We start from the raw sequence: 22,201 nt of genomic DNA, 5'->3' as shown, positions 1-22,201 counted from the left end.
GCTCATCCCCGCTCACGCGGGGAGCACCGCCCTGTAGTAATCAATGAGGCTGCGGCATAGGGCTCATCCCCGCTCACGCGGGGAGCACAGAACGGCTGACCCCACTCCGCAGTCTTAGCCTGGCTCATCCCCGCTCACGCGGGGAGCACACGAAAAACCATGGACATCTCCGGCATCCAAGCGGCTCATCCCCGCTCACGCGGGGAGCACCTAGCAAGGGCACGAGTGAACTTTCCAAGAAAGGGCTCATCCCCGCTCACGCGGGGAGCACACTTGCTGAGCAGCGTATAAAGGAGCCGTACCCTCAGTTTACATACGGCTTCTTCTCGGAAGAGACACAGAACCTGTCTAGAGTTCCTCAGCTATTTTCGTTTCTGTTTCTGGTATGCCGAACGAATCCGTCGGGCTTGTGACCAACCAGTCCTGTTCTGAGTTTTCTTGCTTCCAGGAGCAGGACGAACCATGAGCGTGACACCATCAAAGTCTTGTGGCTGCCAATGATGCCGGTGAGTCCGGAATTCTAAACCCTGTTCGTTTGCTGCCGAATAGACTAGTAATGCTCTTCCGTCCTTACACAGTTCAACGGTTCGCTCCCACAACAAGTCACGAATTCGTGCGGAAGGGCGGCCGACAAAGACGCCCGATGTTAGTTCAATCAGCCATTTTGATAAGTCGCCCCGAAGCCCAGCGGGGCATGCAGTTACGACAAGAACGATCACGAAAGTGTCTCCTCTTCAGCCCAATTCACTCCTGAAGCAATGACTTCGAGTTCACTCCACAGCATGAGTTCGACATCGCTCACAAGCTCATCATCAGGGATATCGAACAGCGACTTAAGGTCTTTGACCATGCGCGGCATGAGTCTATGTGAAACAACGTAGTCACGAATGTGACGGCGAACTTCTACGGTTGGCTTTCCTTTGGCAGCCGCGACAGTATCAAAAGCAGCGGGAATTGAAATCTCTGCCTTATACAAATCAGCGATGTCATAAACAAAGGCGCGGTCAGTTCCCGTGTGAACAACGCCTAAAGCGGGAACGAACCCTAAAGCAGTGATGACAGCGTGAGCTACTCCGTAAAGTGCTGCACTTGCAGCAGTCAGTGCCTGATTAATCGGGTCAGAGGATTCAAAATCATTTGGATCATAGGAGCGCCGATTCCAATAGACTCCGGTTCGTTTCGATTCCGCTTCATAGACCTTCTTCATCCTCGCGCCTTCTCGGCCGCGTAGTTGTGCCATGGTCAAACCCGACACATCCTCACCTGGAAAGCGCATGGCATACATGCGGCGTGCACAATTCAATCTCTTGCGTTGGTGAGTGACTACCTCCGCTTGGATTTCTGCCATGCGGCTTGATTTTGCTGGCGGACGGCCGTGTGCGTAGTACCGCACACCGCGCTCTCCTACCCAGACGGTGCTTACGCCGGCGTCGCCAAGCAGGGCCATCGCAGCATAGGTAATCTTTGTCCCCGGCCCCAATAGAAGAGCTGCGATTTGGGTAGCTGGAAGATGAGCAATGCCCCGTTGGTCCATTATCGTGAGCGAATTGCCATCACGATTCACTACACAGCGTTCGGCGTAAAGAAAACTGATCCGGTCCCCTACGCGCGCCAAAGCCTGGCGTGCGATAGGGACCTCATGTGGCGTAGCCATTAAGAAACTGCCGCCAACGTCATCAGACCACAACCATAACCACGAGCACGCCCTATACCGTGAGTAAGAGTGGAGCGGAGGAGCGCAGAATCTGTGACCTCCAGGGTGCCACGATAGCGGGCCGTTACAATGCGGATGTGGCGTCGGTTCCCACCTTTGCGGAAATCAAGGGTCCGCCTCTCCACGATGGCTGTTTCATCTTCTACCGACCAACGTGCTCGTTCTTCCGCAGGCACCGTGTCATTGGCACGCGGAGCCAACGCAAAACCAGCCTTTTCCGCCCGAGAATAGAGCCACTCAAGCTGATGCTCCACTGAAACGTGGGCTTTAACTTTGCCACGTTTTCCGTTGTTGGACTGAGAATAGGTTGGGTTTGCAAGCAGCTCAAACCTCCAGTGCTGCCCCTTCTGCAAGGACCCCAGAAGGCGAGTGTAATCAAGGGACTGGGCGGGCCGTGTGTCATAGCCAGCCTGCTCTACGATTCCAGACGCCGTCGGTTTCTCGGGGCCAACAATGTAAAGAGCGTTTTCGTGACTATTTCGATCAATCCGCCATAACAACCGTGCTTCATCGGTATCGATGTCCGGCGGAAAAGCTGCACTAACTGCCGCATGCATGGCATGTGGATTCGTAAGGAGCTTCCGCCCTTGACGCAACTGAGGGTTGATCAGGATCTTAGTTAGCGTGGTCACGCGTTCATCACCGCTTCCATAAATGGGTCCGGCCGCAGCTGCGATGCGTCCAAGGGATTATCAACCATGGCGCGCTCACGTTGAACAACCGTGCGCCAGGAGTACTTTCGGTGCCTCGGATCGAACGACACGGGCACGTCTTGCAACGACTCCCCGAGTTCACCTGGCTTTGCATCGCGATAAATCGGCAGGGCTACCTTCTCTCCACAGGTCTTCATGTACTCCTTTGTGGCATGCCACGTAGAGTGCGCTTGAAGCGACTCAACCGCGGGTTTGCCGTCGATTCCCTGCACCAAATTTGGCGGTGCCGGACATGAACGTCGTCCCAAGAAAATGGGGAATGCAGGTTTGTTCAGCGCCTCAGCCAAACCTTCAAGCAAACCGCGGTCCTCTGCCTCGATGGCGGCAACAAAGGCAGCATCAGAGAGGAAATAGCGCGTAATCAATTTTGCGGATGCATTTGGATTCCGCTGCCAATTCTGTGCGGTCTGGTAATCACGCAGCAGACTACCGGACTGGTCAACCCGCACAGCGAAAGTAAGACGGGCGAGGTCCTCAATGTCGTCGGTCCGCCGGCGACCTTCCGCAGCGGCAAGCATACCGAGCACTCCGGATTTCGATGGTATCTGCGAGGTTGTTCGCGTCGCATAGCGCGAATCATTGCCCCAAGACTGCAAGGGGGCCTTGAGCAACAGTAATAAGCTCGATGTCATGAGGTGACTCCCTTCACTAGGATTGGGAGGAATTCAACGCTGCGGCAAGACGGTCCGCTAGTTCGGGCAAAGTTACGGTCTCAGCGATGTCAGCGAACGGTGCTCGCGCTACGCTTACACCAACCGCGAATGCAGCCAATGGCTTCAGACCGTAGTTCTCCTCAAACTCCCTTTCTTCCTTTGCCAGAGCTTCGGCACCTGCTAAGCGCAAGTTCTTGTCGTCGGTGGCTTGGACAGGTTCTTCAAACGCCGTCACAAGGCTGACCGGACGGGTATCGCGCACTGTGACATAGACCAGCTCAGGCAGCGTGTGGTTGGCAAAAGAATTGATCTTGCCGGTGGGCATGGATTTGATGAACGCGTCGACAAACTGAACCGCAGCCTGCTTTGCGTTCTCTTCGGAGTCGAGATTCTTTGTAAGGCCAGCTACGTTCACAGTGGCGAACCGGTACAGGGTAGAAGACATCATTTGTACCGTGCCGATCATCCCAGCACCCGTCTCTTCACCATCTTCTGCGAGATCATCGACCGCAGTGAAATAGTCGAATTCTGGAGCGCTGCTGTGGATACCCAATGCATGAGCAACCTGCACTGCGGCATCAACATTGAAGGCAGCGTCATCAGCAATCATGCGACCAAACATCGCCATATCGACAGAATGCTGCGTATCGAGGATCTCTTTAGCCTCAGCCTTTTTGATCTTCTCTCCGTCAGCATCGACGATCGCTCGGACTGCGCGATCAATCTGCTGCGGGCTCAAGAAGATGAGGTACTTAGTTCGCGGATAGCTAGCTTCCTTAATGAGCTCCTCTTTGTCCTCGGCGTCGGACTTTTCTAGTTCCTTGATCCGCTTGCTATCGACTTCGGTCGAAATACCTGCGGCCTTGAAAAGATCAGAAACCTGTTTGATAGCGCGCTTAGAATCCCAGCCATCGTGGTTCTCAACGAGTTTCGCGATCTTCTCTGGCAGGCGCTTTGAGCGGTCCCCCACGAACTCAGGATCGACGTTCTTTTCAAAGTAGTTTCGAATTGCGCGCTTCCAGGATTGTGAGGACACGCGCTGGCGCGGGACCCCACCAAAAATTGCGGACTTGGGAGCACCCGTATCGTCTCGGTTGATCAGAGACGGCGGCAGGGTTTGTAGTGCGTGGATATCAATAACAAGGGACATGGTGAACTTTTCCTTTCAGTTCAAGATTGTTGTTTAGGATTCAGTAGCTTTCGTGCTCTTGACAAAAGCACCAGCGGCAAAGTCACGCCCCCATCTCAAAAGAACCCCTTGGCGGCGATTCTGATCAGCTTGGGTGGAGGTCCGAGCGCTGAGAATTCTGAGGTCTTGTGCAAATTGCCCATAGTCAAAGCCAATCTTTGCGCCGCGAAGCAGCGTGATGAGCGAGCGGATATGGATCAATCGAGATGCTTCATCGCGTGAAACGAGCATGGCATCGAAGCGGGGCTTTGTGGACTGCGATTCGCTCTGTGCAAAGAAGCGGCCACATGCATGGGCAAAGCTTTGACCTTCAACGTGGGCGTCAGTCGTCGCACTTTGCATGTGAATGCCAAACATGACGAGGGCATGAAATGCTGCAGACTCCGACGCTGAAGGAGCGTTTCCTCTGCCGAGTTCCTTCTCGCTAAGAGGCGGATGAAGGCTCAGCAGGACTTCCTCTAGAGCTAGAGGTTGGTCGTTGAGGGGCACGGAAGCATACTTGCGAAGTCTCGCAAGCGTTGCGCGTGCCTGTGCGCTTTGCGAATGGTTTGGCGAGCGCAAGATAGCAAACTGAAGGTCGTTCGCAGTCCGAGCAACTGCTTGGCGCAAGGTTGGCCCTGTCGACGTGCTCGGGTAATCAGTGCTAGTTGAAGTGTTAGTCATCGGAGTCATCCTCGTGTGAGTTTCCAAAGGCACCTGTGTCTGGGATGGTGAGAGAAGCCGTCAACGGTAGGTCTTTATCGAGCCTTCGATGCAGTTGTCGGTAGAGCGAGCCGGCTGAAACTATTCGTCCCTTACCGCTGTCTCCGGCGTCGACTTCTCTGCCCACGATGGCCTTTGTTCCTGCCCCACGAAGAAGTTCGCGGGCATCACGAAGAACCTGTTCGCGGACCTGCTTTTGCCAATCAATCTGCCTTTTCTCAGCGTTGTCAGAGCTCAACCCTGCCATCCATGCCAGGAAGAGCGGTTCAAGACGAGCATAGAAACGGTCAGCAGTACTGCTTCCGAATTCATAGTCACTGCCAGCGGCGACGAGCAACTGACCGGCAAACCAGCCGAGGCTGATTGCAGCTTTGCCAGTTTTCTCAGCGGAGGTACGTACGGCATTGCGCACCTTGCGTCCAGTTTCATCGGCACGCAGTACGACGAGTGGCAAACCTATCGTGGCGATAAACGTCGAGGCCACGGACGACTCCTGCGGGCCGTACTCCATCGACACCAATGCGAGATCGAGAAGGCTCTTGTCCAAGTACCCATCCGCTTCGAGAGCCGCCAGGTTGGAGAGGTTCCTCGGTCGCTTCGGAGCTTTGTTCTTTCCGTTATCGAATCCGGGGTCGTCCTCCAACGCGATCAATGCATCGAGTGCTCGCCACATTGTCCGCGTCGGGTCATAAGGGCGCGCATAGTAGGCGTCGGTGCCTTTCTTCGATTGATTCGGACTGTAGCGGTAAGGAGTCATGGGATCGCCCATGACATTCTTTCCTGCATCTGGAATACGGTCGCCGTTCGAGACCAATACTTGAACCGCGCGGTCGCCTTCAAAGAAGAGGCGAATACGCCGTGCCTGCCAGGTCGCAAGATCGACCGCACCGTGTGGGACGGCACCAATGTCATCGCTTGATCCCGGCCGCTGCGCTGCGGTGTCAGGTTCACGTTCCCAAACGGGAGTATCCGCGCTCACAGCTCCTCCCTCTTGGGAATCCAAGACCGCTGACGGCGGGGTATTGAGAATCAGAGTCTCAAGAATCCCACCTTCGCCTAGGACAATCGTGCCGCCAGTGCGTCCGGTCCAACCAGTTCCGATGGGGTAGCCTCGTCCGCCTTTAACGCGGGGATCTCCTTCCGCACCCGACTTGATTCCCGAGTAATCGAATGCCTGCGCATGGATCAGCCATCTAGCGGCCTCATCGAGAGCGAGAGATTCTCGTCCTTCCGCTGTACGCATGGTGAAGAAGTCATCAGCAGCTTCCGGAACAATGAAGGCTACAGGTTTTGTGGCTCCTGACTTCGTATGCAAGTCCGCGACTTGCATGAAGGGAGCAATCGGTGAAAGAAGATCGAACCGATCTTCAAGGCCATCAAGGTAGTCAAGGACCGCGTCATCACGCTTCTCGTTTACAAGCTGATCACGCAGATCATCGAACCATTCCGGCCAATCAAAGTCTTCCCAATTATTGCCCGCGTAACTCTCCACAAGATCTAGAGCATGCGCCCGCCAAAAAATGGCCAGCAGCACACGAAGCACCGCGTAGTCCTGAGTTGGTGAGTCACCAACGACTTTGTAAGCGTCACCGCGGCCAGAAAAGATATCGCGGATGCTCAGGGTTACAGGCTGGTTGGTACCATCCATGCACTTGATCCATGGCTCATCGAGAAGGTTAAACGTTGAGGTGTCAGTCATTCTTCTTTCGCCTCCTTTCTTTGTCTTGTTGTGGGTTGTTGATTCTCGTAGAGGAGCCTCTGAGAGGAGGTGCCCTCAGAGTACAAAGGGCGACGGACATTCACTCTCCTCCATCGCTAAGAATTTCGATACCCAGCTCGGAGGAATAAGTCACGGTAAACCGCCCAAGCTGTGCGGTGTCAGAATCGTCGAGCAGCAATGCCAGTTGTCCCCTTAGAAGGAAATGCGAACGCCATTGTGCCGGCGTAGCTTCTTCCAAAGTGCTGACGACCGCCTCAAAATCAGATTCCCACCTCGTCAAACGAGTCGGTAGACGGACCGTGCTCGAAGCCAAATGGAACGCAACGTTGTAGGACAGCTCGGTGCCATCAAGTACTTCTTCCTCAAAGCCCCACGGCTGATAGCCGTATTCAGTGCTCCTAATTGGAATGACTTCCACCGAAGGTTCAGCATCTCGGACTTGAGTAGCTCCGCGTTCATCTCCCGATGCTGCGTCATCGCTAATGAGTTGTTGGAAAAGATCGTGGTATTTGACGCGGGGCCACGGGCGCGGCAGCTGATGCGTCGATGATCGGGTATGAGCTCTATCTTCGGTCGAATCGCTGTCATTTTTTGCGTTCTCCCACGCCTCTTCCCACTCCTCCGGCGGCATAAAGTTCTTGTCATATGCTGCTTGGACAAGTCCTTCAATATCGTCGGGGCGTCGAAAGAGTTCTGGAAGCATCGCATACGTCGATAGGAGCAGGGTTTGGCCGTAGATAAACTCCGCTCCCGAATCAAACTCAGGGACGGGTTCGTGCTTAAGGAGTCCTCGAATCATCACCCGTGGCTGTTGTAGCTTCTCCGGTCGATCAGTGGCTGGACGCGCATGGCGATGCAAACGTCCGATGCGCTGGATAATGAGATCCATCGGTGCGATATCCGTGACAAGAACATCAGCATCAATATCGAGGCTTTGCTCCGCCACTTGGGTTGCGATCACAATCTTGCGCTGCGGACGCCCACTTCCCCGGTGAGAATCAGGTCCGAGTTCCTCGCGAAGGCCATCTTCCTTCGCTACGCGCTCCCACGCAACGAAGCCTGCATGGTGTAGCTGTACTTCGTCGCCGTAAACGCCTTCTAAAACGCGATATGCCTCTTGTGCGCGGGCAATCGTGTTGCAGATGATGAGTGCGCAGCCGCCTTCATTGAGGTAATAATCCGCGAAGCTTACGAGCTTCTCCGCGTCATCGTCTAGGTACTCAATGCGTGCTTCTAAGTTCGTTGGCGTTGGCGGCACCGAATGAAACTCCACGGAATCCCTAGTTGCAAGCGTAAGCAGTGGATACCCAGTAGGTTCTTCATCAGGCCAGGGTGCGCTGGAGTATGCCTGTACCAGTGAACGTCGCTTATCTGGCGGAAGCGTCGCTGACATGAGAATGACGCTGGCACCGTAATAACCAAGCCACTCAATGGTTCTTTGGAGGTAGTCACTGGTGTAGACGTCGAAAGAATGCACCTCGTCAAAGATGATGACCTTCCCCGCCAGACCCACGTGCCGCAGCATGTGGAAGCGCTGCTGAAGCGCCATCATCAAGACTTGGTCCACAGTGCCGACCACAAAATTGGACAACAGCCCCAGACGGCGTCCAGACATCCATTGTGACGCAATAACTCCGCCGCCTTCGCCGGAGTCCTTGCCAATTTGCGAGAATTTCAGCTGCCGGTACGGCTCCGAAAGATCGTTCTTGGAGTGCGCAAGGTACATGCTCCTCACCGAGTCAACGCTATTGTTCGAGGCCCATTCAATAGTGCGCTCCAACAACCCATTAGCCGTTGCCATGGTCGGTGCCGCGAAGAAAACTCCTTGCGCTGCACTGTTAGCCCCCAGGATTTCTGCAGCAGCAAGGGCTGCTTCAGTCTTTCCAACTCCAGTTTCGGCCTCAATGACAACAAGTGCTGGCCCTTCCAGCTGTTGCGCTGCCTCGACGACTGCACGCTGCACCGGCCGGGCACAATACTCCCCCGGCCAGTCAAACGAGCGCCGAAAGTGAGCGTCAATATCCCGCCAGTCCCCTCTTTCAGGTTCCCAAGGCGTCGTTACGTCGATAGTTGCGGCAGCTGCCTCGACCCGCTCAAGCTGCGTTCCGCTCACGTGCAGTGTGAACGCGTTCTCATTAGAAGCCATCCAGTCCGCCATCACCACGAGCCCAGTGAGAATTTCCGCCACGCCTTGATGCAGCTTGTTGCCACGACAAACCTTCTCAATCACTGAGTCAGCACCACAGGGATCCGTCATAGCGTCGAGCAGTTCTTTGTGCACGCGCTTCCATGGATCGGGGTAATCCTCAATAAGTTCGCGCACCTGCCTCGAGGGTTTATTCGCGATGCCGTGGTGTGCGTTAACAACCGCCGCCAATGCGTTAGCTTTTGGGAGACGAACACCTCGTGCACATAACCACTGAGATAGAATCTCTCCTGACGCAACGCCATGCGGAAGCTTGTCAAAGTTGGCCTCATCAACACTGAGTTCAATATCTAAACCCGCATCTGAGACGGCATGCACGAGATACGCTTTATCACTTTCCAGGAGTAGGCGCTGGAACGTGCGTATTGCTTTTCCCACATCATGGACTCCCGCAAGCCACACATATAGCGCCTCAACCCCAGACTCATCGACCCCCAGCCCTTCTGAAAGATAGCGCTTCACAGAAGCAGCCAACCAGGAGTTATACAAGAAAGAGGCAGCGCATGCCGAATCCACCATATGCTGCGGCAGCGTCAAGAAATCTGTGCCATCACCTGATTTAGCCCACAAACTTTGAGCTTGCGGACTACGCTCGCGCGCCCAGCCATCAGCCCTAAGACAAAAATCACGTGTCCGGTCCGGAATTAAACTTGAGTTCGGTCCCTGTCCAGCAGTCTTTTCCATGATCATCCTTCATAAGAAGTGGTTTAAAACGAGCATAGCATTGTTAGCATTAGCAAGTTCATTGTTTTCTGAAAATTGTTCTTTAACAATCGCAATGTAGGCTTCATGATGGGCCATTTAACTTCCCTGCGCTGCTGGGATGAGCCCTTGCTGATGCTTAACACCATCACTTCCCCGCGTCAGCGGGGCTTTCTTTTATCTGAAACACCCAATCTGCGGACGCTGGGCCCCAGGCATCGTCTACGTTGTCATCATGGCTTCTCCCCTCGACTTCAAGCGCTTGGAACTTGACTCAAACACACCCATCGGCCCCATCTTCCCCGCCAATGAGCGGTGTGGAATCTATGTCATCGAGTTCGACGATGGCACGAAGTACGTGGGCCAATCCATCGACGTCGTCAAGCGGTTCAGAGATCACACTCATGGTTCCAACCACCATGAATCCTGGGGCGATGTCGTAGCACTATCATTTGCGCCCGCACCGCCTTTGGAGCTGGACATCCTTGAAAAACAAATGATCCAGTACCAACTCGATGCCGGCGTCTTACTCCGCAATCGCAGCGGTGTATTAGCTTCCGAAGGCCCCAGCCCACTCGATTTAGTCATAACCGTCACCGATCAAAACATTGGATCCTTGGGGATTGGGAACCATCACAGTTTGATCGCGCAGCTTTTGTCCGTGGCGCTGAAGCATCGGGGCCAACAAAGCTGGAAAAGAACGCACCCCCAGAAGTTTCTCAAGCCGTAATCAAAGACATCGTCTTCGCCCTCGAGCACATCATCCCTGTTGCGCCAGAAACAGAGAAAACGTACTGGACGTTGTCGGACTATCCTTCAACCGCTGGTGGCCGATATGCAACCCTCAATACCGGGATACTTGAGTTTCTTGTCTTCCCGCGTAGCAGTGTCATCACTGATCCAACTAACTTAGACTTGGGTTTTCTTGACGGCTACACCCTCGGCACCGGATTCTTTAGCCTTCTTCCACGCGAGGGCGGCGATTGGAAAGCAGAATCCGATACCGTTTGGTTTAGCAAATCCCCTTACCACTTCGTCTCTTCCCATGATTACAACGTCACGCCAACTGAGGCTTATTACTACCCCATCGGCCAACTAGAGGAAACCTTCAACGCTCTAAATCCTGAAGTCATCTCTGACGCACGTAAATTCGCAGTCACCTTGATGCGCAACCGCCCATCCAACCTCTTCCGCCGCTGGCACAGCTCGGCGCTAGCGGGCCGTGCCTACGAGAGCATCGTGAAGGGTTAGCCCTTCGCCTCCGGCGTCGCATAGGGGCTGCGGGAGGAATCCACCACCTGGCCGCTGTGCGCGGAGTGGGCGGTGGCGGTTTGGTCGAAGACTAAGGCGGCTGGTTTCACGCGCACGTCGGGCTTTTCACCCTTATTGACCATGACGTACTGCCCCATCATTCCTTCATCCTCATGCAGCAACATGTGGCAGTGGTACATGTACGGGATGGTCTTGTCCGGGAAGTGTCCAAACTCCACCAGCAGGCGCGCGGTGGCCTTCGGCGGAAGGTTCACAATGTCCTTCCACCCGGAGTTGAACACATTCATTTTCTCATCGCCGTCCCAGTCCAGGACCTTGAAGCGGGCATTGTGGATGTGGAAGTTGTGCGGCCAATCAGAGTTCTCATTGGTCACGGTCCAGATCTCCGGGGCGTCATGATCAATGACGGTATCCACCCGCGCCATGTCCATCTGCTCACCATTAATCATGAAGGTGTTGAGCACGAACTCGCGCTCCGTGAGTCCATCCGTCGACGGGGTCTTCGCCGCGGCCGGGTCAAGCGTTGCCGGCAGGGCCGGTGGCTCCGTCGCGGACTCCGCAGGCCCGGAGATGGTGAGAATGTCAAAGGAATCCTGGAAGCCGAAGTCAGCCGCATCCTTGTCCTTGGGCACCCCAAAGTTATCCTTGCGCGGCACCGAGCGCAGCTGTACTTCCTCGCCGGGCTCCAAATCCACGATGATTTCGGCACGCTCGCCCGGGCCGAAGAGGAGGGAGTCGACTTCCACGGGGGCGTCGAGAAGCCCTGTGTCCGTGGCAATGACGTGGAAGGGGCCGTTGCTCAGCTCCAGTGTGTAGAAGCGCATCGAGGCACCGTTGAGCAGACGCAGGCGGACCCGGCGCGTGATGGCGTCGAAGCGCGCGTTGGTAATGCCGTTGACCAGAGGCGTGGTCCCCAGAAGCCCCAGGGTGTTATCGCTTTTCTCATCGATCTGTCCGTCCTCGGTGAACTTCGCGTCCATGATGACCACCGGGATATCATCCACGCCGTAGTCCTGGGGCAGATCAAGATCTGAGGCCACGTCGTCATCAATCAGGAACATCCCCGCCAGCCCGCGGTAGGCATGCGTGGCCGTGGCCATGTGCGGGTGCGGGTGGTACCACAGCGTGGCGGCCGGCTGGGTGATCTCCCACTCGGGTTTCCAGGTCTTGCCCACCTCAATTGGCGAGTGCGGGCCGCCATCCGAGTAGGCAGGCAGCTTCATGCCATGCCAGTGCACCGTGGTCATCTCGATGAGGTTGTTCGTAATTTCCGCGCGGACCTTCTCCCCGCGCCGGGCGCGCAAGGTGGGCCCTAAGAAGGGACCGTTGAAACCCCACGTCCGCGTGCGCTCGTTGCCAGGGAGGACCTCCGAGTAACCGTCCTGCGCGGTCAGCTTGAAAACTCGCGTTCCGTCAATAACTTCGCCCTCGTCCACAGGCGGGATGGGCAGGGCGCGCGGCTCACCGTCGTAGCCCTGTGGCTCCGGCTGATTCTTCGAGGACGATGCAGAGCATGAGCTCAACCCCATTACGGCGGCACCGGCGATGGTGAGCACGGAGCCTTGGACGAAGACACGGCGGGACACTGTGGGACGAGCGGAGATAGACATGTTTTCCAGGATAGAGATCAGGCAAACCTTAGGGCCCGGATAAGGTCGAGCCGGGCTTAAGATCACAGTCATGGCTTCGCGTTCTGCATCTCCCCACGGCTCTTCACCGTCCCAGGAATCCGCCAATGCCCGCCGCTTCGTCTGGTCGAATGGCCTGCAGGGCGTGGGCGATCAATTGCTCTCCGGCAAGACGGTTCTACCCTGGCTGTTCAGTGCGACCGGGGTGCCGGGCTTCTTCACGGGCCTACTAGTCCCCTTGCGCGAGTCCGGCTCCATGCTCCCGCAAGCAGCGCTCACCCCATGGGTGGTGTCCCATCCCGCCCGCAAGCGCCTGTGGGTACTGGGCTCGGTGGGCCAGGGTGTGTGCGCGGCGATCATTGCAGCGGCTGCCGTGCTTGTTCGCGGCCCCCTCCTCGGCCTCATCGTCTGCCTCGCGCTTGCTGTTCTCGCCGTGCTCCGCGCGCTGTGTTCGCTCACCGGCAAGGACGTCCAGGGCCGCACCATCTCCAAGGGGCGCCGCGGCGTGGTGACCGGACGGGCCACGCAGCTCGGCGGGGCAGTCACCCTGATTACCGGTGGCATCCTCGCCATGCTGGGCGAGCTCCCGCGGTGGAGCCTGGCGGTACTGCTAGCTATCGGCGCGGCCACGTGGTTCCTAGCGGCAGCGGTCTTTCGCAGCATCGAGGAGCCAGTGCCGGAGGACTCCGGCCAGAAAGGTATGAACCGCAGCTGGTGGAAGGACACCTGGCAGCTGTATACCCAGGATGCCCGCTTCCGTGGCTTCGTCAACGTCCGCGCCCTGCTGCTGGTGTCTGCCCTGTCCACCTCCTTTATCGTGGTGCTTTCGCAGAGCATCGGCTCACAGGCTTTGAGCGGGCTCGGCGGCTTCGTCTTGGCCTCGGGATTGGCCAGTCTCGTCGGCGGCCGGGTTTCCGGTGTGTTGTCCGATAAGTCCTCCCGCCTCGTCATGTCCTGGGCTGCGGGTGCCGCGGCGATCATCTTGCTGGGCATCGTGGCCTGTGCCGCGTGGGCGCCGACAGCGGTGAGCATGTGGGCCCTTCCCCTCGGCTTCTTCCTGGTCAACCTGGCGCACGCCGCTATCCGCGTGGCGCGCAAGACTTATGTGGTGGACATGGCTGGTGAGGATAAGCGCACCCGCTACGTCGGGGCTGCAAACACCATGATGGGCGTCATCCTCCTCGTCGTCGGCGGTATCTCCGCCGTCATCGCGCTGGCGGGCCCTTCGGCGGCCATCCTGTTCTTGGCTTGCATCGGTCTGGTCGGCGCGTGGCGTGCCCGCGCACTCCCGGAGGTCTCACACGGGAAGTAGGCAGCACGCGTTATGATGAAACACAGTAAGTCCTGACCCCCAATCACAGGAGAAGCACACACTCGTGGCTGAAGTAACTGACTGCGCCGCCATCGTCCTTGCCGCAGGCGCAGGTACCCGCATGAAATCCTCAACCCAAAAGACGTTGCATGAGATTGGCGGGAGGTCACTTCTCGGCCACGCCCTCCACGCAGCCGCCGGCCTCAACCCGGAGCACCTCGTGGTCGTCGTGGGCCACCAGCGCGATCAGGTCTCCCCCGCTGTCGATGCCATCGCCGAGGAACTGGATTGCGCAGTATCCCAGGCCGTTCAGGAGGAGCAGAACGGTACCGGCCACGCCGTGCAGTGTGGCTTGAGCGCTCTGCCGGACTTTAACGGCACCGTCATCGTGACTAACGGTGACGTTCCACTTCTGCGCCCGGAAACTTTGAGCCAGCTGCAGGAGACCCATACCAGCGAGGGCAATGCCGTAACAGTTCTGTCCATGACGCTGGAGGATCCCACCGGTTATGGCCGCGTGCTGCGCGCCGAGGATGGATCCGTCACCGCCATCGTGGAGCAGAAGGACGCCTCTGAGGAACAGCGAAAGGTGCGCGAGGTCAACTCCGGCGTCTTTGCATTCGGCGGTGCCGTGCTTCGTGACGCTTTGACGAAGCTCAACTCCGATAACGCCCAGGGCGAGCTCTACATCACCGATGTGTTGGAGATTGCCCGCGAAGACGGCCACCGCGTTGGTGCGCACGTCGCCACCGATCCGGAGGAGCTCTCCGGCGTCAACGACCGCGTGCAGTTGGCTCAAGCCGGCCGCCTGCTCAACCGCCGCGTGGTTGAGGAAGCCATGCGCGGCGGCGCCACCATCGTTGACCCCGACACCACCTGGATCGGCGTCAACGTGACCATTGGCCAGGACGTCACCATTCACCCCAACACCCAGCTGTGGGGTGCCACGACCATCGCCGATGGCGCCGAAATCGGCCCCGACACCACGCTGACCAACATGCAGGTTGGTGAAGGCGCACACGTGGTGCGCACGCACGGCTTCGACTCCGTTATTGGCAGCAACGCGCAGATCGGCCCGTTTACCTACATCCGCCCCGGCGTCATCGTGGGTGAAGAAGGCAAGCTGGGCGGCTTCGTCGAGGCAAAGAAGGCACAGATCGGCCGCGGCACCAAGGTGCCTCACCTGACGTATATCGGTGACGCCACCGTGGGTGATTACTCCAACATTGGTGCTTCCTCCGTCTTCGTCAACTACGACGGCGTCAACAAGCACCACACCACCATCGGCAGCCACGTGCGCACCGGCTCGGACACCATGTTCATCGCCCCCGTTACCGTCGGTGATGGCGCTTACTCCGGTGCGGGTACAGTGATTAAGGACGACGTTCCTGCGGGAGCGCTCGCGGTCTCCGGCGGCAAGCAGCGCAACATCGAAGGTTGGGTGCAAAAGAAGCGTCCGGGCACGCCGGCAGCAGAAGCCGCCGGCAAGGCACAGGACGCCGAGGCTGACGAATAGACCACTAACTAACAACAAGTAAAGGGATATCTACCTATGACTGGCAAGGTTACCGGCAGCAGCAAGAACATGATGCTCTTCACTGGGCGCGCTCACCCAGCGTTGGCTGAGGCTGTGGCCAAGGAGCTCAAGACCGATCTGGTTCCGACCACCGCGCGCGATTTCGCCAACGGTGAGATCTTCATTCGCTTCGAGGAGTCCGTCCGTGGTGCCGACTGCTTCGTGATGCAGTCCCACACTCAGCCGCTCAACAAGTGGTTGGTGGAGCAGCTCATCATGATCGACGCGCTCAAGCGCGGCTCCGCTAAGCGCATCACCGCCATCCTGCCCTTCTACCCATACGCACGCCAGGACAAGAAGCACCTGGGACGCGAGCCTATTTCCGCCCGCCTGGTGGCAGACTTGCTGGCTGCTGCTGGTGCCGACCGCATCGTGTCCGTGGACCTGCACACCGACCAGATTCAGGGCTTCTTCGATGGCCCGGTCGACCACATGCACGCGATGCCGATCTTGGTGGACTACATCAAGTCCAAGTACCCGCTGGACAACCTCGCTGTGGTCTCCCCCGATGCTGGCCGCGTGAAGGTGGCGGAGAAGTGGGCGCACGAGCTTGGCGACGCCCCACTCTCCTTCGTTCACAAGACCCGCTCCACTACCGAGGCCAACAAGACGGTGTCCAACCGCGTCGTCGGTGACGTCGAGGGCAAGGACTGCATCCTGCTCGATGACATGATTGATACCGGCGGCACCATCGCGGGCGCTGTCCGCGTGCTCAAGGAAGCCGGCGCCAAATCCGTGGTTATTGCGTGTACCCACGGTGTCTTCTCCGACCCGGCCCGCGAGCGCCTGTCCGAGTGCGGTGCTGTCGAGGTCATCACCACCGATACCCTGCCGCAGTCCACCGAGGGCTGGGACAACCTCACGGTCCTGTCCATCGCCCCGCTGCTGGCTCGCACCATCCACGAGATCTTCGAGAACGGTTCCGTGACTACTCTGTTTGAGACTCACTAGATTTGGTTCTGCGACAACGCTGCTGCTAAAATCTTGTGCGTCTCGGCGAGGGAGAAATCCGTTATCGACGCGATAGCACAAGTTAAGCAGTGAATCTTGTATTAAGCCTGCGATGACTCGTCCAAGACGTCCATCGGCAGGCTTTTGTCGTATCTACATGGTCCTACAACAGTCCTTGCCGCACAACGATACTTTAAGGAGATTTACTTATGGCTTCTGAGCGCCCCGTATTGAAGGCTGAAGTCCGTTCCGAGTTCGGCAAGGGCTTCGCTCGTCGTCTGCGCGCTGCAGGCAAGATCCCGGGCGTCGTCTACGGCCACGCCGTCGACGTTCTGCACTTCGCCGTTGACCGCCTGGAAATGACCGCACTGGTCCGTAACCACGGCGTCAACGCCGTGTTCGAGCTGGAGCTCGAGGGCGAGCAGCACCTGGTCATGGTCAAGCACATTGACCAGAACGTCCTGACCTTCAACATCGACCACATCGACCTGCTCTCCATTAAGCGTGGCGAGAAGGTTGAGGTCGAGGTTCCGGTTGTCCTCAAGGGCGAGCCGGCTCCGGGCCTCATGTCCATCCAGGATGCCGACGTCCTCCTCGTCGAGGCAGACGTGCTCAACATTCCGGAAGAGATCGTCGTGTCCATCGAGGGCCTCGAGGACGGCACCGTTGTCACCGCTGGCGAGGTTTCCCTGCCGGAGGGCACCACCCTTGCTGCCGAGGAAGACACCGTCATCGTCTCCATCTCCGAGCCGGAGGTTGATGAGGACGTCGAGGCTGCCGCTGAGGCTGCTGAGGAAGGTGGCGCTGAGGCTGGCGGCGAGTCCGCCGACGAGTCCGCTTCCGAGGAGAAGAAGGACGAGGAGTAAACTTCCCCTCCCCCTCACCTATCTAGCGCACCGCGTCCGTTTCCCTGCATTCGGGGAGACGGGCGCGGTTCGCCGTTTTTCGCCCCTACGCTGTTTAGAATGGGCAGCGTGACTTCTTCTCCCTTTCTCGTCGTTGGCCTAGGAAACCCCGGCCCGAAGTACGCCGGTACCCGCCACAACATCGGTTTTGACGTGGCTGATGAACTAGCCCGCGAGTTGTTCGCTTCCTTTTCCGTTCATAAGAAGACAAACACCGATATCGCCGAAGCGCGGCGTGGGGACACCAAGGTGATCGTCGCCAAGCCGCGCAGCTTTATGAACCTGTCGGGCGGACCCATCAAGGCCCTCGCCCAATACTTCAACGTTCCTCATGATCACATCATCGTTGTCCACGATGAGCTGGAGCTCGACTTCGCCACCATCAAGCGACGCCTCGGCGGCGGGGACCACGGCCATAACGGCCTGCGCTCCACCACGAAATCTCTGGGAACCAAGGACTACCAGCGCCTTTCAGTCGGCATCGGCCGCCCGCCCGGGCGCATGGACCCAGCCGCATTTGTGCTTAAAACATGGAACAAGCAGGAGGCGCAGGAGGTCCCCATCATGTGCGCCGACGCGGTCGATGAGATTCTTCGCGCGCTAGACTAACTGCCATGAAACTCGCTACCCTCCGCACCAGTTTTGGCACCTGCGCTATCCGTATTGACGGCCCCAACGTGGGCACCGAGCTGGATTATGAGGACGTAGGAGAACTGCTCGCCAGCCCCGATTGGTACAAAGCTGCGCAGCTCTCCGGTGAGCCCGTGGTTTTCGACGACGCCGACCTCGCCCCCGTCATCCCGAACCCAGGAAAGATCATCTGTGTTGGCGTCAACTACGCCAAGCATGCCCGTGAGATGGGCCGCGAGCTGCCTACACAGCCCACGCTCTTCATCAAGTTCCCGGAGGCTCTGACCGGGCCCTTCGACGATGTCTATGTGCCGGACTATGCCACGAAGAAGCTGGACTATGAAGGAGAGCTCGCCGTAGTCATGGGCCGCCGCGCGCACCGGGTGAGTGCGAAAGATGCGCTGGATTACGTGGCCGGCTATGCCATTATGAACGATTACACTCTGCGGGATTATCAGCGCGCCACCACGCAGTTCCACGCCGGTAAATCCTTCTACCGCACCGCCGGCTTCGGACCGTGGTTGACCACGACTGATGAATGGGCCCCGGGCAAGGCCGCGCGGCTAGTCACGACCGTCGATGGTGAAGTCCGCCAGGACGATAACACCGATGACCTCATCTTCTCCGTGGCCGAGCTCATCGCCTTCTGTTCCTCCCTCTACCCTCTGAATCCAGGCGATGTTATTGCCACCGGCACCCCGGAAGGCGTGGGCTTCGCGCGCGGCGAGGAAGCACTGCTTGGCGACGGCTCCCGCACCCGCATCAGTATCGAAGGGCTCGGCGCGATTGAGAACACCACGCGCTTCGGCGAACCTCCCGCTGCCGGGGGCTGCGGCGAAGACTGTACCTGTCACGGCCGTTAACATTCAGCCTTATCCAGGATCTTCAGCGAAAACTGACAGGCTTCGTTAGGGTGGGACACCACACGTGCCCGACTGACCAAGGAGGATGAGCCTCAATGACTCTTTGCTCCCGCTTCACCGCCGCAGGCCTCGCACTATGCGCCAGCACCGCGCTGGTTGCGTGCTCTTCAGATAAAGAGGCCGATCCCGCCCCGACGCCGACTCCCGCGACTGTGGAAACCGTGACGGAAACAGCCGTTGCAACTGGCGCGGACCAGGGCGATGATGATGACGACGATGACCGCGATGACGACGCCCAGCAGCCTGCAGACACCGCTGCTGCCGGGGACGCCGGAAATGCAGTGGATTCTGGGAAACTCACCGGCGATGACGCATTCGAGAAAGCTTTAGCCCATGCCGGCGTTGATGCCCAGGCCGTCACGGAGAAGGAAGTCGACTACGACGATGGTGATGACGGCAAGGGCCCGCACTGGGAGATTGAATTCAAGGCTAATGGCCAGGAACATGAACTCGACGTCGACGCCGCCAGCGGCGCGGTGACGCAACACGAGGTTGACTAAATACCTCCCAATTCGCCCCACTTACCTAACCCCCGCGGTTAGGTATTTTCCCAGCTAAGCGGTAAATTTAGAGGTATGAGTTCACAGTCTAAGAAGTCTGCCACCAAGCCGCCGAAGCTAGATAAGCAAGCCTATGAGGACGAGCTCAAGCGCCTCCAAGCAGAGCTCGTCGAGATGCAGCAGTGGGTCGTTGAGACCGGCGCCCGCGTGGTCATCATCATGGAAGGCCGCGACGCCGCCGGCAAGGGTTCCGCCATCAAGCGCATTACGCAATACCTGAACCCGCGTACCTGCCGCATCGAGGCGCTGCCGAAGCCCACCGACCGTGAGGCGGGCCAGTGGTATTTCCAGCGCTACATTGAGAAGCTGCCCACCGCCGGCGAGATCGTCATCTTCGACCGTTCCTGGTACAACCGCGCCGGCGTGGAGCGTGTCATGGGCTTCTGTTCCCAGCAAGAATACGTGCGCTTCCTTCACCAGGCTCCGCTGCTGGAGCACATGCTCATCGAGGATGGCGTCATCCTTCTTAAGTACTGGTTCTCCGTTTCTGATGAGGAGCAGCTCGCACGCTTTAAGTCCCGCCGCAACGATCCGCTGCGCCGCTGGAAGCTCTCCCCCATGGACTTGCAGTCCATTACCCGTTGGGAAGACTACTCGCGTGCCAAGGATGAAATGTTCGTCCACACCGATACCCCGTCCTCCCCGTGGTACACCGTGGAATCCGAGGACAAGAAGCGCTCGCGCATCAACGTGATCAACCACATCCTCAAGATGGTTCCGTACCAGCACGTAGAGCAGGATGTTCCTGAGATCCCGGATCGCCCCGAGCTCGAGGCCGAATACGTACGCCCGCCGCGCAATGAATTTGCCTACGTACCAGATGTCGCAGCCGATTTGGAGCGCGACAAGGTCAACGGCAACGGCTCCGGCAAGAAGCAGGGAAAGAAAAAGAAGGGCAAGAAGGACAAGAAAAAGAAGTAGTACTTTCGGCATGTACTACCATGGCCGTCTATGAGCTCTTCCCGCACCGCGCGTACCTTCCTGTCCTCGGTGCATTTGGGGGACGCGCTACTCGCAGGAGTCGCGGGGCTCGTAGCGGCCTTTTATTGTGCCTTGGCGTTTTCCTCTTCCGGAACGGTGGAAGTACTCGAGGCTCTCTTGTCGCTGCTGTTCATACCGTTCTTCCTCGTGTGGCGCTCGAGGCCAATCGTGAGCGCAACAGGATTCCTAGTTCTGCTCCTGGCCTGGGCTGTCATATGGATGAACCAGCTCCCCACCAATAGCGGCCTCACCCCGTGGGCGCTGACCGCCCCCATGGCCGTGTACACCACCTCGCGGTACATCACCCAGAGGCTGGTTCCGCGGGTGGTCCTCCTCATCACCGCACTCGGTACCTTTATCTCCCCCTTCATGTGGCGCATCGACACTGAGACTTACCTTCTGCGCTATGAGGTAGACACACCCTTCCTTGCCATGGTGGTGGCCCATTGGGCAGTGCTGGGCAGCACGTATTTCATCGCTGCCCGGTATTTTGACCGTGATCGCCAACGGGAGATACTAGCCCGCGAGCGCTTCCACCAGGCACAAGAAGAAGAACGCCTCCTCATTGCACGGGAACTGCACGATGTCCTTGCCCATTCCCTCACCCTGATTAAGGTTCAGGCTAATGCAGGCATCGTTGCAGCGAATACGGACTCCGGCGCGGCTGAAGAAGCACTTCTTTCGATCCGCGATAATGCGGATACCGCCTTGGGCGAGGTTCGCGGAATCGTCGCTGCCTTGCGCTCACCCGGCCCCACGGCTCTAGAGCCTGCTCAACAACTTGAGCACATCGAAGGAATCCTCGAAGGCTTCCGCGCTGCCGGGCTGAAAGTCGACGCAAACCTCCCAGCTGAATACGCCGTGCCGTCGTTGGTGCAGATGGCATTGGTGCGCATTACCACGGAGGGCTTGACGAATGCTCTGCGCCATCAGGGCGTCGGCACGCATGTCGTGGTTGAGCTTGTACTTGATGACGCCGCCGCGCTCACCCTCATCTCCACCAATCCTCATCCCACGCCAAGCAACGTCGCGGGCAGCGGCGTGGGCTTAGTCGGAGTGGCGGAACGAGCTCGTTCGCTTGGCGGTCGCCTCGACTATTCCGGCGATGCTCATTCCTTTTCCTTGCACGCACAGATACCGATGAAGGAGACAATGGATGCAACCCAGCAGCTCTAGAATCCGCGTCTTGTTGGCCGATGATCAAGCAATGCTGCTCTCAGCACTGTCTACCATCCTCACTGCGCAAGAAGACATCGAGGTCGTGGCCACCGCGGCCACGGGGGCGGATGCCGTGGCAGCAGCAATAAGCCACCACATTGATGTGGCTATCCTCGACATTCGCATGCCTGGCATGGACGGCATTGCAGCGGCGCAAGCCATACTCGAGCGCAAGCCCGAGTGCCGCATCATCATGCTCACCACATTCAATGATGAAGAGCTCGTGGCGCGGTCCATCTCCGCTGGCGCCCACGGCTTCCTGCTGAAGGATGCCGACCCAGAGGTTCTTGTGACCGCCGTTCGCAACGTGGCGCAAGGAGAATCGGTGCTGGCCGCCGAGGTAACCGGCCCAGTGCTGGAGGCTTATCGCTCGGCGCTGACGCGCGAAAACCTCAGCGCCCAGGAACGCCAAGGACTCAGTCTTGTAACGCGCCGCGAGATGGAAGTGCTTTCGCTCATCGCGCGTGGTGCTACAAATGCGGAGATAGCCGCCGACATGGTCATCGCAGAAACCACGGTGAAAACTCACGTCTCCGCGCTCATGTCTAAACTCGCCGCACGTGACCGAGTGGCCCTCGTTCTCTTAGCGCAGCGTGCTGGGGTTGCCTAAGCTCCTACCACGGTAGGAGGTCTGCTCGCTGAAGAC

General features: G+C 58.1%; 21 protein-coding genes and 1 CRISPR repeat array. Of the genes, 12 read left to right on the top strand and 9 right to left on the bottom strand.

Annotated features, from left to right (window positions below; genetic code table 11):
• Window position 1: 1 nt before the first annotated feature.
• A CRISPR array of direct repeats spans window positions 2–271; the repeat unit is 26 nt; unit sequence CTCATCCCCGCTCACGCGGGGAGCAC.
• 91 nt (window positions 272–362) lie between these two features.
• The 8 genes from cas2e to HMPREF2604_RS13300 all read right to left on the bottom strand — a co-directional run bounded on the left by cas2e (window position 363) and on the right by HMPREF2604_RS13300 (window position 9,581).
• The gene (cas2e, locus tag HMPREF2604_RS13800; RefSeq protein WP_083299265.1) at window positions 363–719 is read right to left on the bottom strand and encodes a type I-E CRISPR-associated endoribonuclease Cas2e; all 357 of its coding nucleotides are present in this window, start codon (window positions 717–719) and stop codon (window positions 363–365) included.
• Entirely contained in the window at window positions 716–1,654 is a 939-nt protein-coding gene (cas1e, locus tag HMPREF2604_RS13330; protein WP_070565819.1) for a type I-E CRISPR-associated endonuclease Cas1e, read from the bottom strand. The genes cas2e and cas1e overlap by 4 nt, the downstream gene beginning before the upstream one ends.
• The gene (cas6e, locus tag HMPREF2604_RS13325) at window positions 1,654–2,346 is read right to left on the bottom strand and encodes a type I-E CRISPR-associated protein Cas6/Cse3/CasE (RefSeq protein WP_070562514.1); all 693 of its coding nucleotides are present in this window, start codon (window positions 2,344–2,346) and stop codon (window positions 1,654–1,656) included. Before cas6e ends, cas1e begins: the two co-directional genes overlap by 1 nt.
• Window positions 2,343–3,059 carry a type I-E CRISPR-associated protein Cas5/CasD gene (gene cas5e, locus HMPREF2604_RS13320; protein ID WP_070565817.1) on the bottom strand — a complete coding sequence of 239 codons (717 nt, stop codon included), beginning with the start codon at window positions 3,057–3,059 and terminating at the stop codon, window positions 2,343–2,345. Before cas5e ends, cas6e begins: the two co-directional genes overlap by 4 nt.
• A gap of 16 nt (window positions 3,060–3,075) precedes the next feature.
• Window positions 3,076–4,230 carry a type I-E CRISPR-associated protein Cas7/Cse4/CasC gene (gene cas7e, locus HMPREF2604_RS13315; protein WP_070562520.1) on the bottom strand — a complete coding sequence of 385 codons (1,155 nt, stop codon included), beginning with the start codon at window positions 4,228–4,230 and terminating at the stop codon, window positions 3,076–3,078.
• Window positions 4,231–4,263: 33 nt separating this feature from the next.
• Complete coding sequence (gene casB, locus HMPREF2604_RS13310; protein WP_070565815.1) at window positions 4,264–4,932, bottom strand: type I-E CRISPR-associated protein Cse2/CasB; 669 nt, start codon at window positions 4,930–4,932, stop codon at window positions 4,264–4,266.
• Window positions 4,925–6,670 (bottom strand): type I-E CRISPR-associated protein Cse1/CasA, encoded by a 1,746-nt coding sequence (casA, locus tag HMPREF2604_RS13305; RefSeq protein WP_070565813.1) that lies wholly within the window; start codon window positions 6,668–6,670, stop codon window positions 4,925–4,927. The genes casB and casA overlap by 8 nt, the downstream gene beginning before the upstream one ends.
• 100 nt (window positions 6,671–6,770) lie before the next feature.
• Window positions 6,771–9,581: a CRISPR-associated helicase/endonuclease Cas3 gene (locus HMPREF2604_RS13300; protein ID WP_070565811.1), complete on the bottom strand. Its 2,811-nt coding sequence runs from the start codon at window positions 9,579–9,581 to the stop codon at window positions 6,771–6,773.
• A gap of 253 nt (window positions 9,582–9,834) precedes the next feature.
• On the opposite strand from HMPREF2604_RS13300, the gene HMPREF2604_RS14410 reads away from it, so the two are divergent.
• Both HMPREF2604_RS14410 and HMPREF2604_RS13290 read left to right on the top strand, forming a co-directional pair.
• Window positions 9,835–10,329, top strand: coding sequence for a GIY-YIG nuclease family protein (locus HMPREF2604_RS14410; protein WP_246816504.1), 495 nt, complete (start codon window positions 9,835–9,837; stop codon window positions 10,327–10,329).
• 185 nt (window positions 10,330–10,514) lie between these two features.
• Complete coding sequence (locus tag HMPREF2604_RS13290) at window positions 10,515–10,850, top strand: hypothetical protein (protein WP_246817364.1); 336 nt, start codon at window positions 10,515–10,517, stop codon at window positions 10,848–10,850.
• Here the strand turns inward: HMPREF2604_RS13290 and HMPREF2604_RS13285 are convergent.
• Window positions 10,847–12,481, bottom strand: coding sequence for a multicopper oxidase family protein (locus HMPREF2604_RS13285; protein WP_070565809.1), 1,635 nt, complete (start codon window positions 12,479–12,481; stop codon window positions 10,847–10,849). The two genes, HMPREF2604_RS13290 and HMPREF2604_RS13285, sit on opposite strands and share 4 nt — an antisense overlap.
• 70 nt (window positions 12,482–12,551) lie before the next feature.
• Between HMPREF2604_RS13285 and HMPREF2604_RS13280 the strand changes: the two genes are divergently transcribed.
• The 10 genes from HMPREF2604_RS13280 to HMPREF2604_RS13235 all read left to right on the top strand — a co-directional run bounded on the left by HMPREF2604_RS13280 (window position 12,552) and on the right by HMPREF2604_RS13235 (window position 22,165).
• On the top strand, window positions 12,552–13,811 hold the full coding sequence (locus HMPREF2604_RS13280; protein ID WP_070565807.1) for an MFS transporter: 1,260 nt from the start codon (window positions 12,552–12,554) through the stop codon (window positions 13,809–13,811).
• Between the two features lie 64 nt (window positions 13,812–13,875).
• A complete protein-coding gene (gene glmU / locus HMPREF2604_RS13275; protein WP_070565805.1) occupies window positions 13,876–15,327 on the top strand; it encodes a bifunctional UDP-N-acetylglucosamine diphosphorylase/glucosamine-1-phosphate N-acetyltransferase GlmU in 1,452 nt (483 codons plus the stop codon).
• Window positions 15,328–15,363: 36 nt separating this feature from the next.
• Window positions 15,364–16,338, top strand: coding sequence for a ribose-phosphate diphosphokinase (locus HMPREF2604_RS13270; protein WP_070520869.1), 975 nt, complete (start codon window positions 15,364–15,366; stop codon window positions 16,336–16,338).
• A 209-nt stretch (window positions 16,339–16,547) separates the two neighbouring features.
• Entirely contained in the window at window positions 16,548–17,204 is a 657-nt protein-coding gene (locus HMPREF2604_RS13265) for a 50S ribosomal protein L25/general stress protein Ctc (protein WP_070565803.1), read from the top strand.
• 99 nt (window positions 17,205–17,303) lie between these two features.
• Window positions 17,304–17,852: an aminoacyl-tRNA hydrolase gene (gene pth / locus HMPREF2604_RS13260; RefSeq protein ID WP_070565801.1), complete on the top strand. Its 549-nt coding sequence runs from the start codon at window positions 17,304–17,306 to the stop codon at window positions 17,850–17,852.
• A 5-nt stretch (window positions 17,853–17,857) separates the two neighbouring features.
• Window positions 17,858–18,736 carry a fumarylacetoacetate hydrolase family protein gene (locus tag HMPREF2604_RS13255; RefSeq protein ID WP_070565799.1) on the top strand — a complete coding sequence of 293 codons (879 nt, stop codon included), beginning with the start codon at window positions 17,858–17,860 and terminating at the stop codon, window positions 18,734–18,736.
• Window positions 18,737–18,831: 95 nt separating this feature from the next.
• Window positions 18,832–19,296, top strand: coding sequence for a PepSY domain-containing protein (locus tag HMPREF2604_RS13250; RefSeq protein ID WP_246818433.1), 465 nt, complete (start codon window positions 18,832–18,834; stop codon window positions 19,294–19,296).
• Between the two features lie 75 nt (window positions 19,297–19,371).
• Window positions 19,372–20,277: a polyphosphate kinase 2 gene (gene ppk2, locus HMPREF2604_RS13245; protein WP_070447108.1), complete on the top strand. Its 906-nt coding sequence runs from the start codon at window positions 19,372–19,374 to the stop codon at window positions 20,275–20,277.
• Window positions 20,278–20,307: 30 nt separating this feature from the next.
• Window positions 20,308–21,513, top strand: coding sequence for a sensor histidine kinase (locus tag HMPREF2604_RS13240; RefSeq protein ID WP_070447110.1), 1,206 nt, complete (start codon window positions 20,308–20,310; stop codon window positions 21,511–21,513).
• Window positions 21,494–22,165, top strand: coding sequence for a response regulator (locus HMPREF2604_RS13235; protein ID WP_070447113.1), 672 nt, complete (start codon window positions 21,494–21,496; stop codon window positions 22,163–22,165). Before HMPREF2604_RS13240 ends, HMPREF2604_RS13235 begins: the two co-directional genes overlap by 20 nt.
• Window positions 22,166–22,201 lie beyond the last annotated feature (36 nt).

It is taken from the genome of Corynebacterium sp. HMSC055A01 (assembly GCF_001809405.1).
Taxonomy (GTDB): Bacteria; Actinomycetota; Actinomycetes; order Mycobacteriales; family Mycobacteriaceae; genus Corynebacterium; species Corynebacterium hesseae.
The sequence above is the reverse complement of the archived record's forward strand: the minus strand, read 5'-3'. Positions and strand labels throughout refer to the sequence as shown.

Coding starts and splice junctions, on each gene's coding strand:
- cas1e (WP_070565819.1), bottom strand. CDS start 1,654: ATGGCTACGCCACATGAGGTCCCTATCGCACGCCAGGCTTTGGCGCGC.
- cas5e (WP_070565817.1), bottom strand. CDS start 3,059: ATGACATCGAGCTTATTACTGTTGCTCAAGGCCCCCTTGCAGTCTTGG.
- cas7e (WP_070562520.1), bottom strand. CDS start 4,230: ATGTCCCTTGTTATTGATATCCACGCACTACAAACCCTGCCGCCGTCT.
- casB (WP_070565815.1), bottom strand. CDS start 4,932: ATGACTAACACTTCAACTAGCACTGATTACCCGAGCACGTCGACAGGG.
- casA (WP_070565813.1), bottom strand. CDS start 6,670: ATGACTGACACCTCAACGTTTAACCTTCTCGATGAGCCATGGATCAAG.
- HMPREF2604_RS13300 (WP_070565811.1), bottom strand. CDS start 9,581: ATGGAAAAGACTGCTGGACAGGGACCGAACTCAAGTTTAATTCCGGAC.
- HMPREF2604_RS14410 (WP_246816504.1), top strand. CDS start 9,835: ATGGCTTCTCCCCTCGACTTCAAGCGCTTGGAACTTGACTCAAACACA.
- HMPREF2604_RS13285 (WP_070565809.1), bottom strand. CDS start 12,481: ATGTCTATCTCCGCTCGTCCCACAGTGTCCCGCCGTGTCTTCGTCCAA.
- HMPREF2604_RS13280 (WP_070565807.1), top strand. CDS start 12,552: ATGGCTTCGCGTTCTGCATCTCCCCACGGCTCTTCACCGTCCCAGGAA.
- HMPREF2604_RS13270 (WP_070520869.1), top strand. CDS start 15,364: ATGACTGGCAAGGTTACCGGCAGCAGCAAGAACATGATGCTCTTCACT.
- HMPREF2604_RS13265 (WP_070565803.1), top strand. CDS start 16,548: ATGGCTTCTGAGCGCCCCGTATTGAAGGCTGAAGTCCGTTCCGAGTTC.
- pth (WP_070565801.1), top strand. CDS start 17,304: ATGGGCAGCGTGACTTCTTCTCCCTTTCTCGTCGTTGGCCTAGGAAAC.
- HMPREF2604_RS13255 (WP_070565799.1), top strand. CDS start 17,858: ATGAAACTCGCTACCCTCCGCACCAGTTTTGGCACCTGCGCTATCCGT.
- HMPREF2604_RS13250 (WP_246818433.1), top strand. CDS start 18,832: ATGACTCTTTGCTCCCGCTTCACCGCCGCAGGCCTCGCACTATGCGCC.
- ppk2 (WP_070447108.1), top strand. CDS start 19,372: ATGAGTTCACAGTCTAAGAAGTCTGCCACCAAGCCGCCGAAGCTAGAT.
- HMPREF2604_RS13240 (WP_070447110.1), top strand. CDS start 20,308: ATGAGCTCTTCCCGCACCGCGCGTACCTTCCTGTCCTCGGTGCATTTG.
- HMPREF2604_RS13235 (WP_070447113.1), top strand. CDS start 21,494: ATGCAACCCAGCAGCTCTAGAATCCGCGTCTTGTTGGCCGATGATCAA.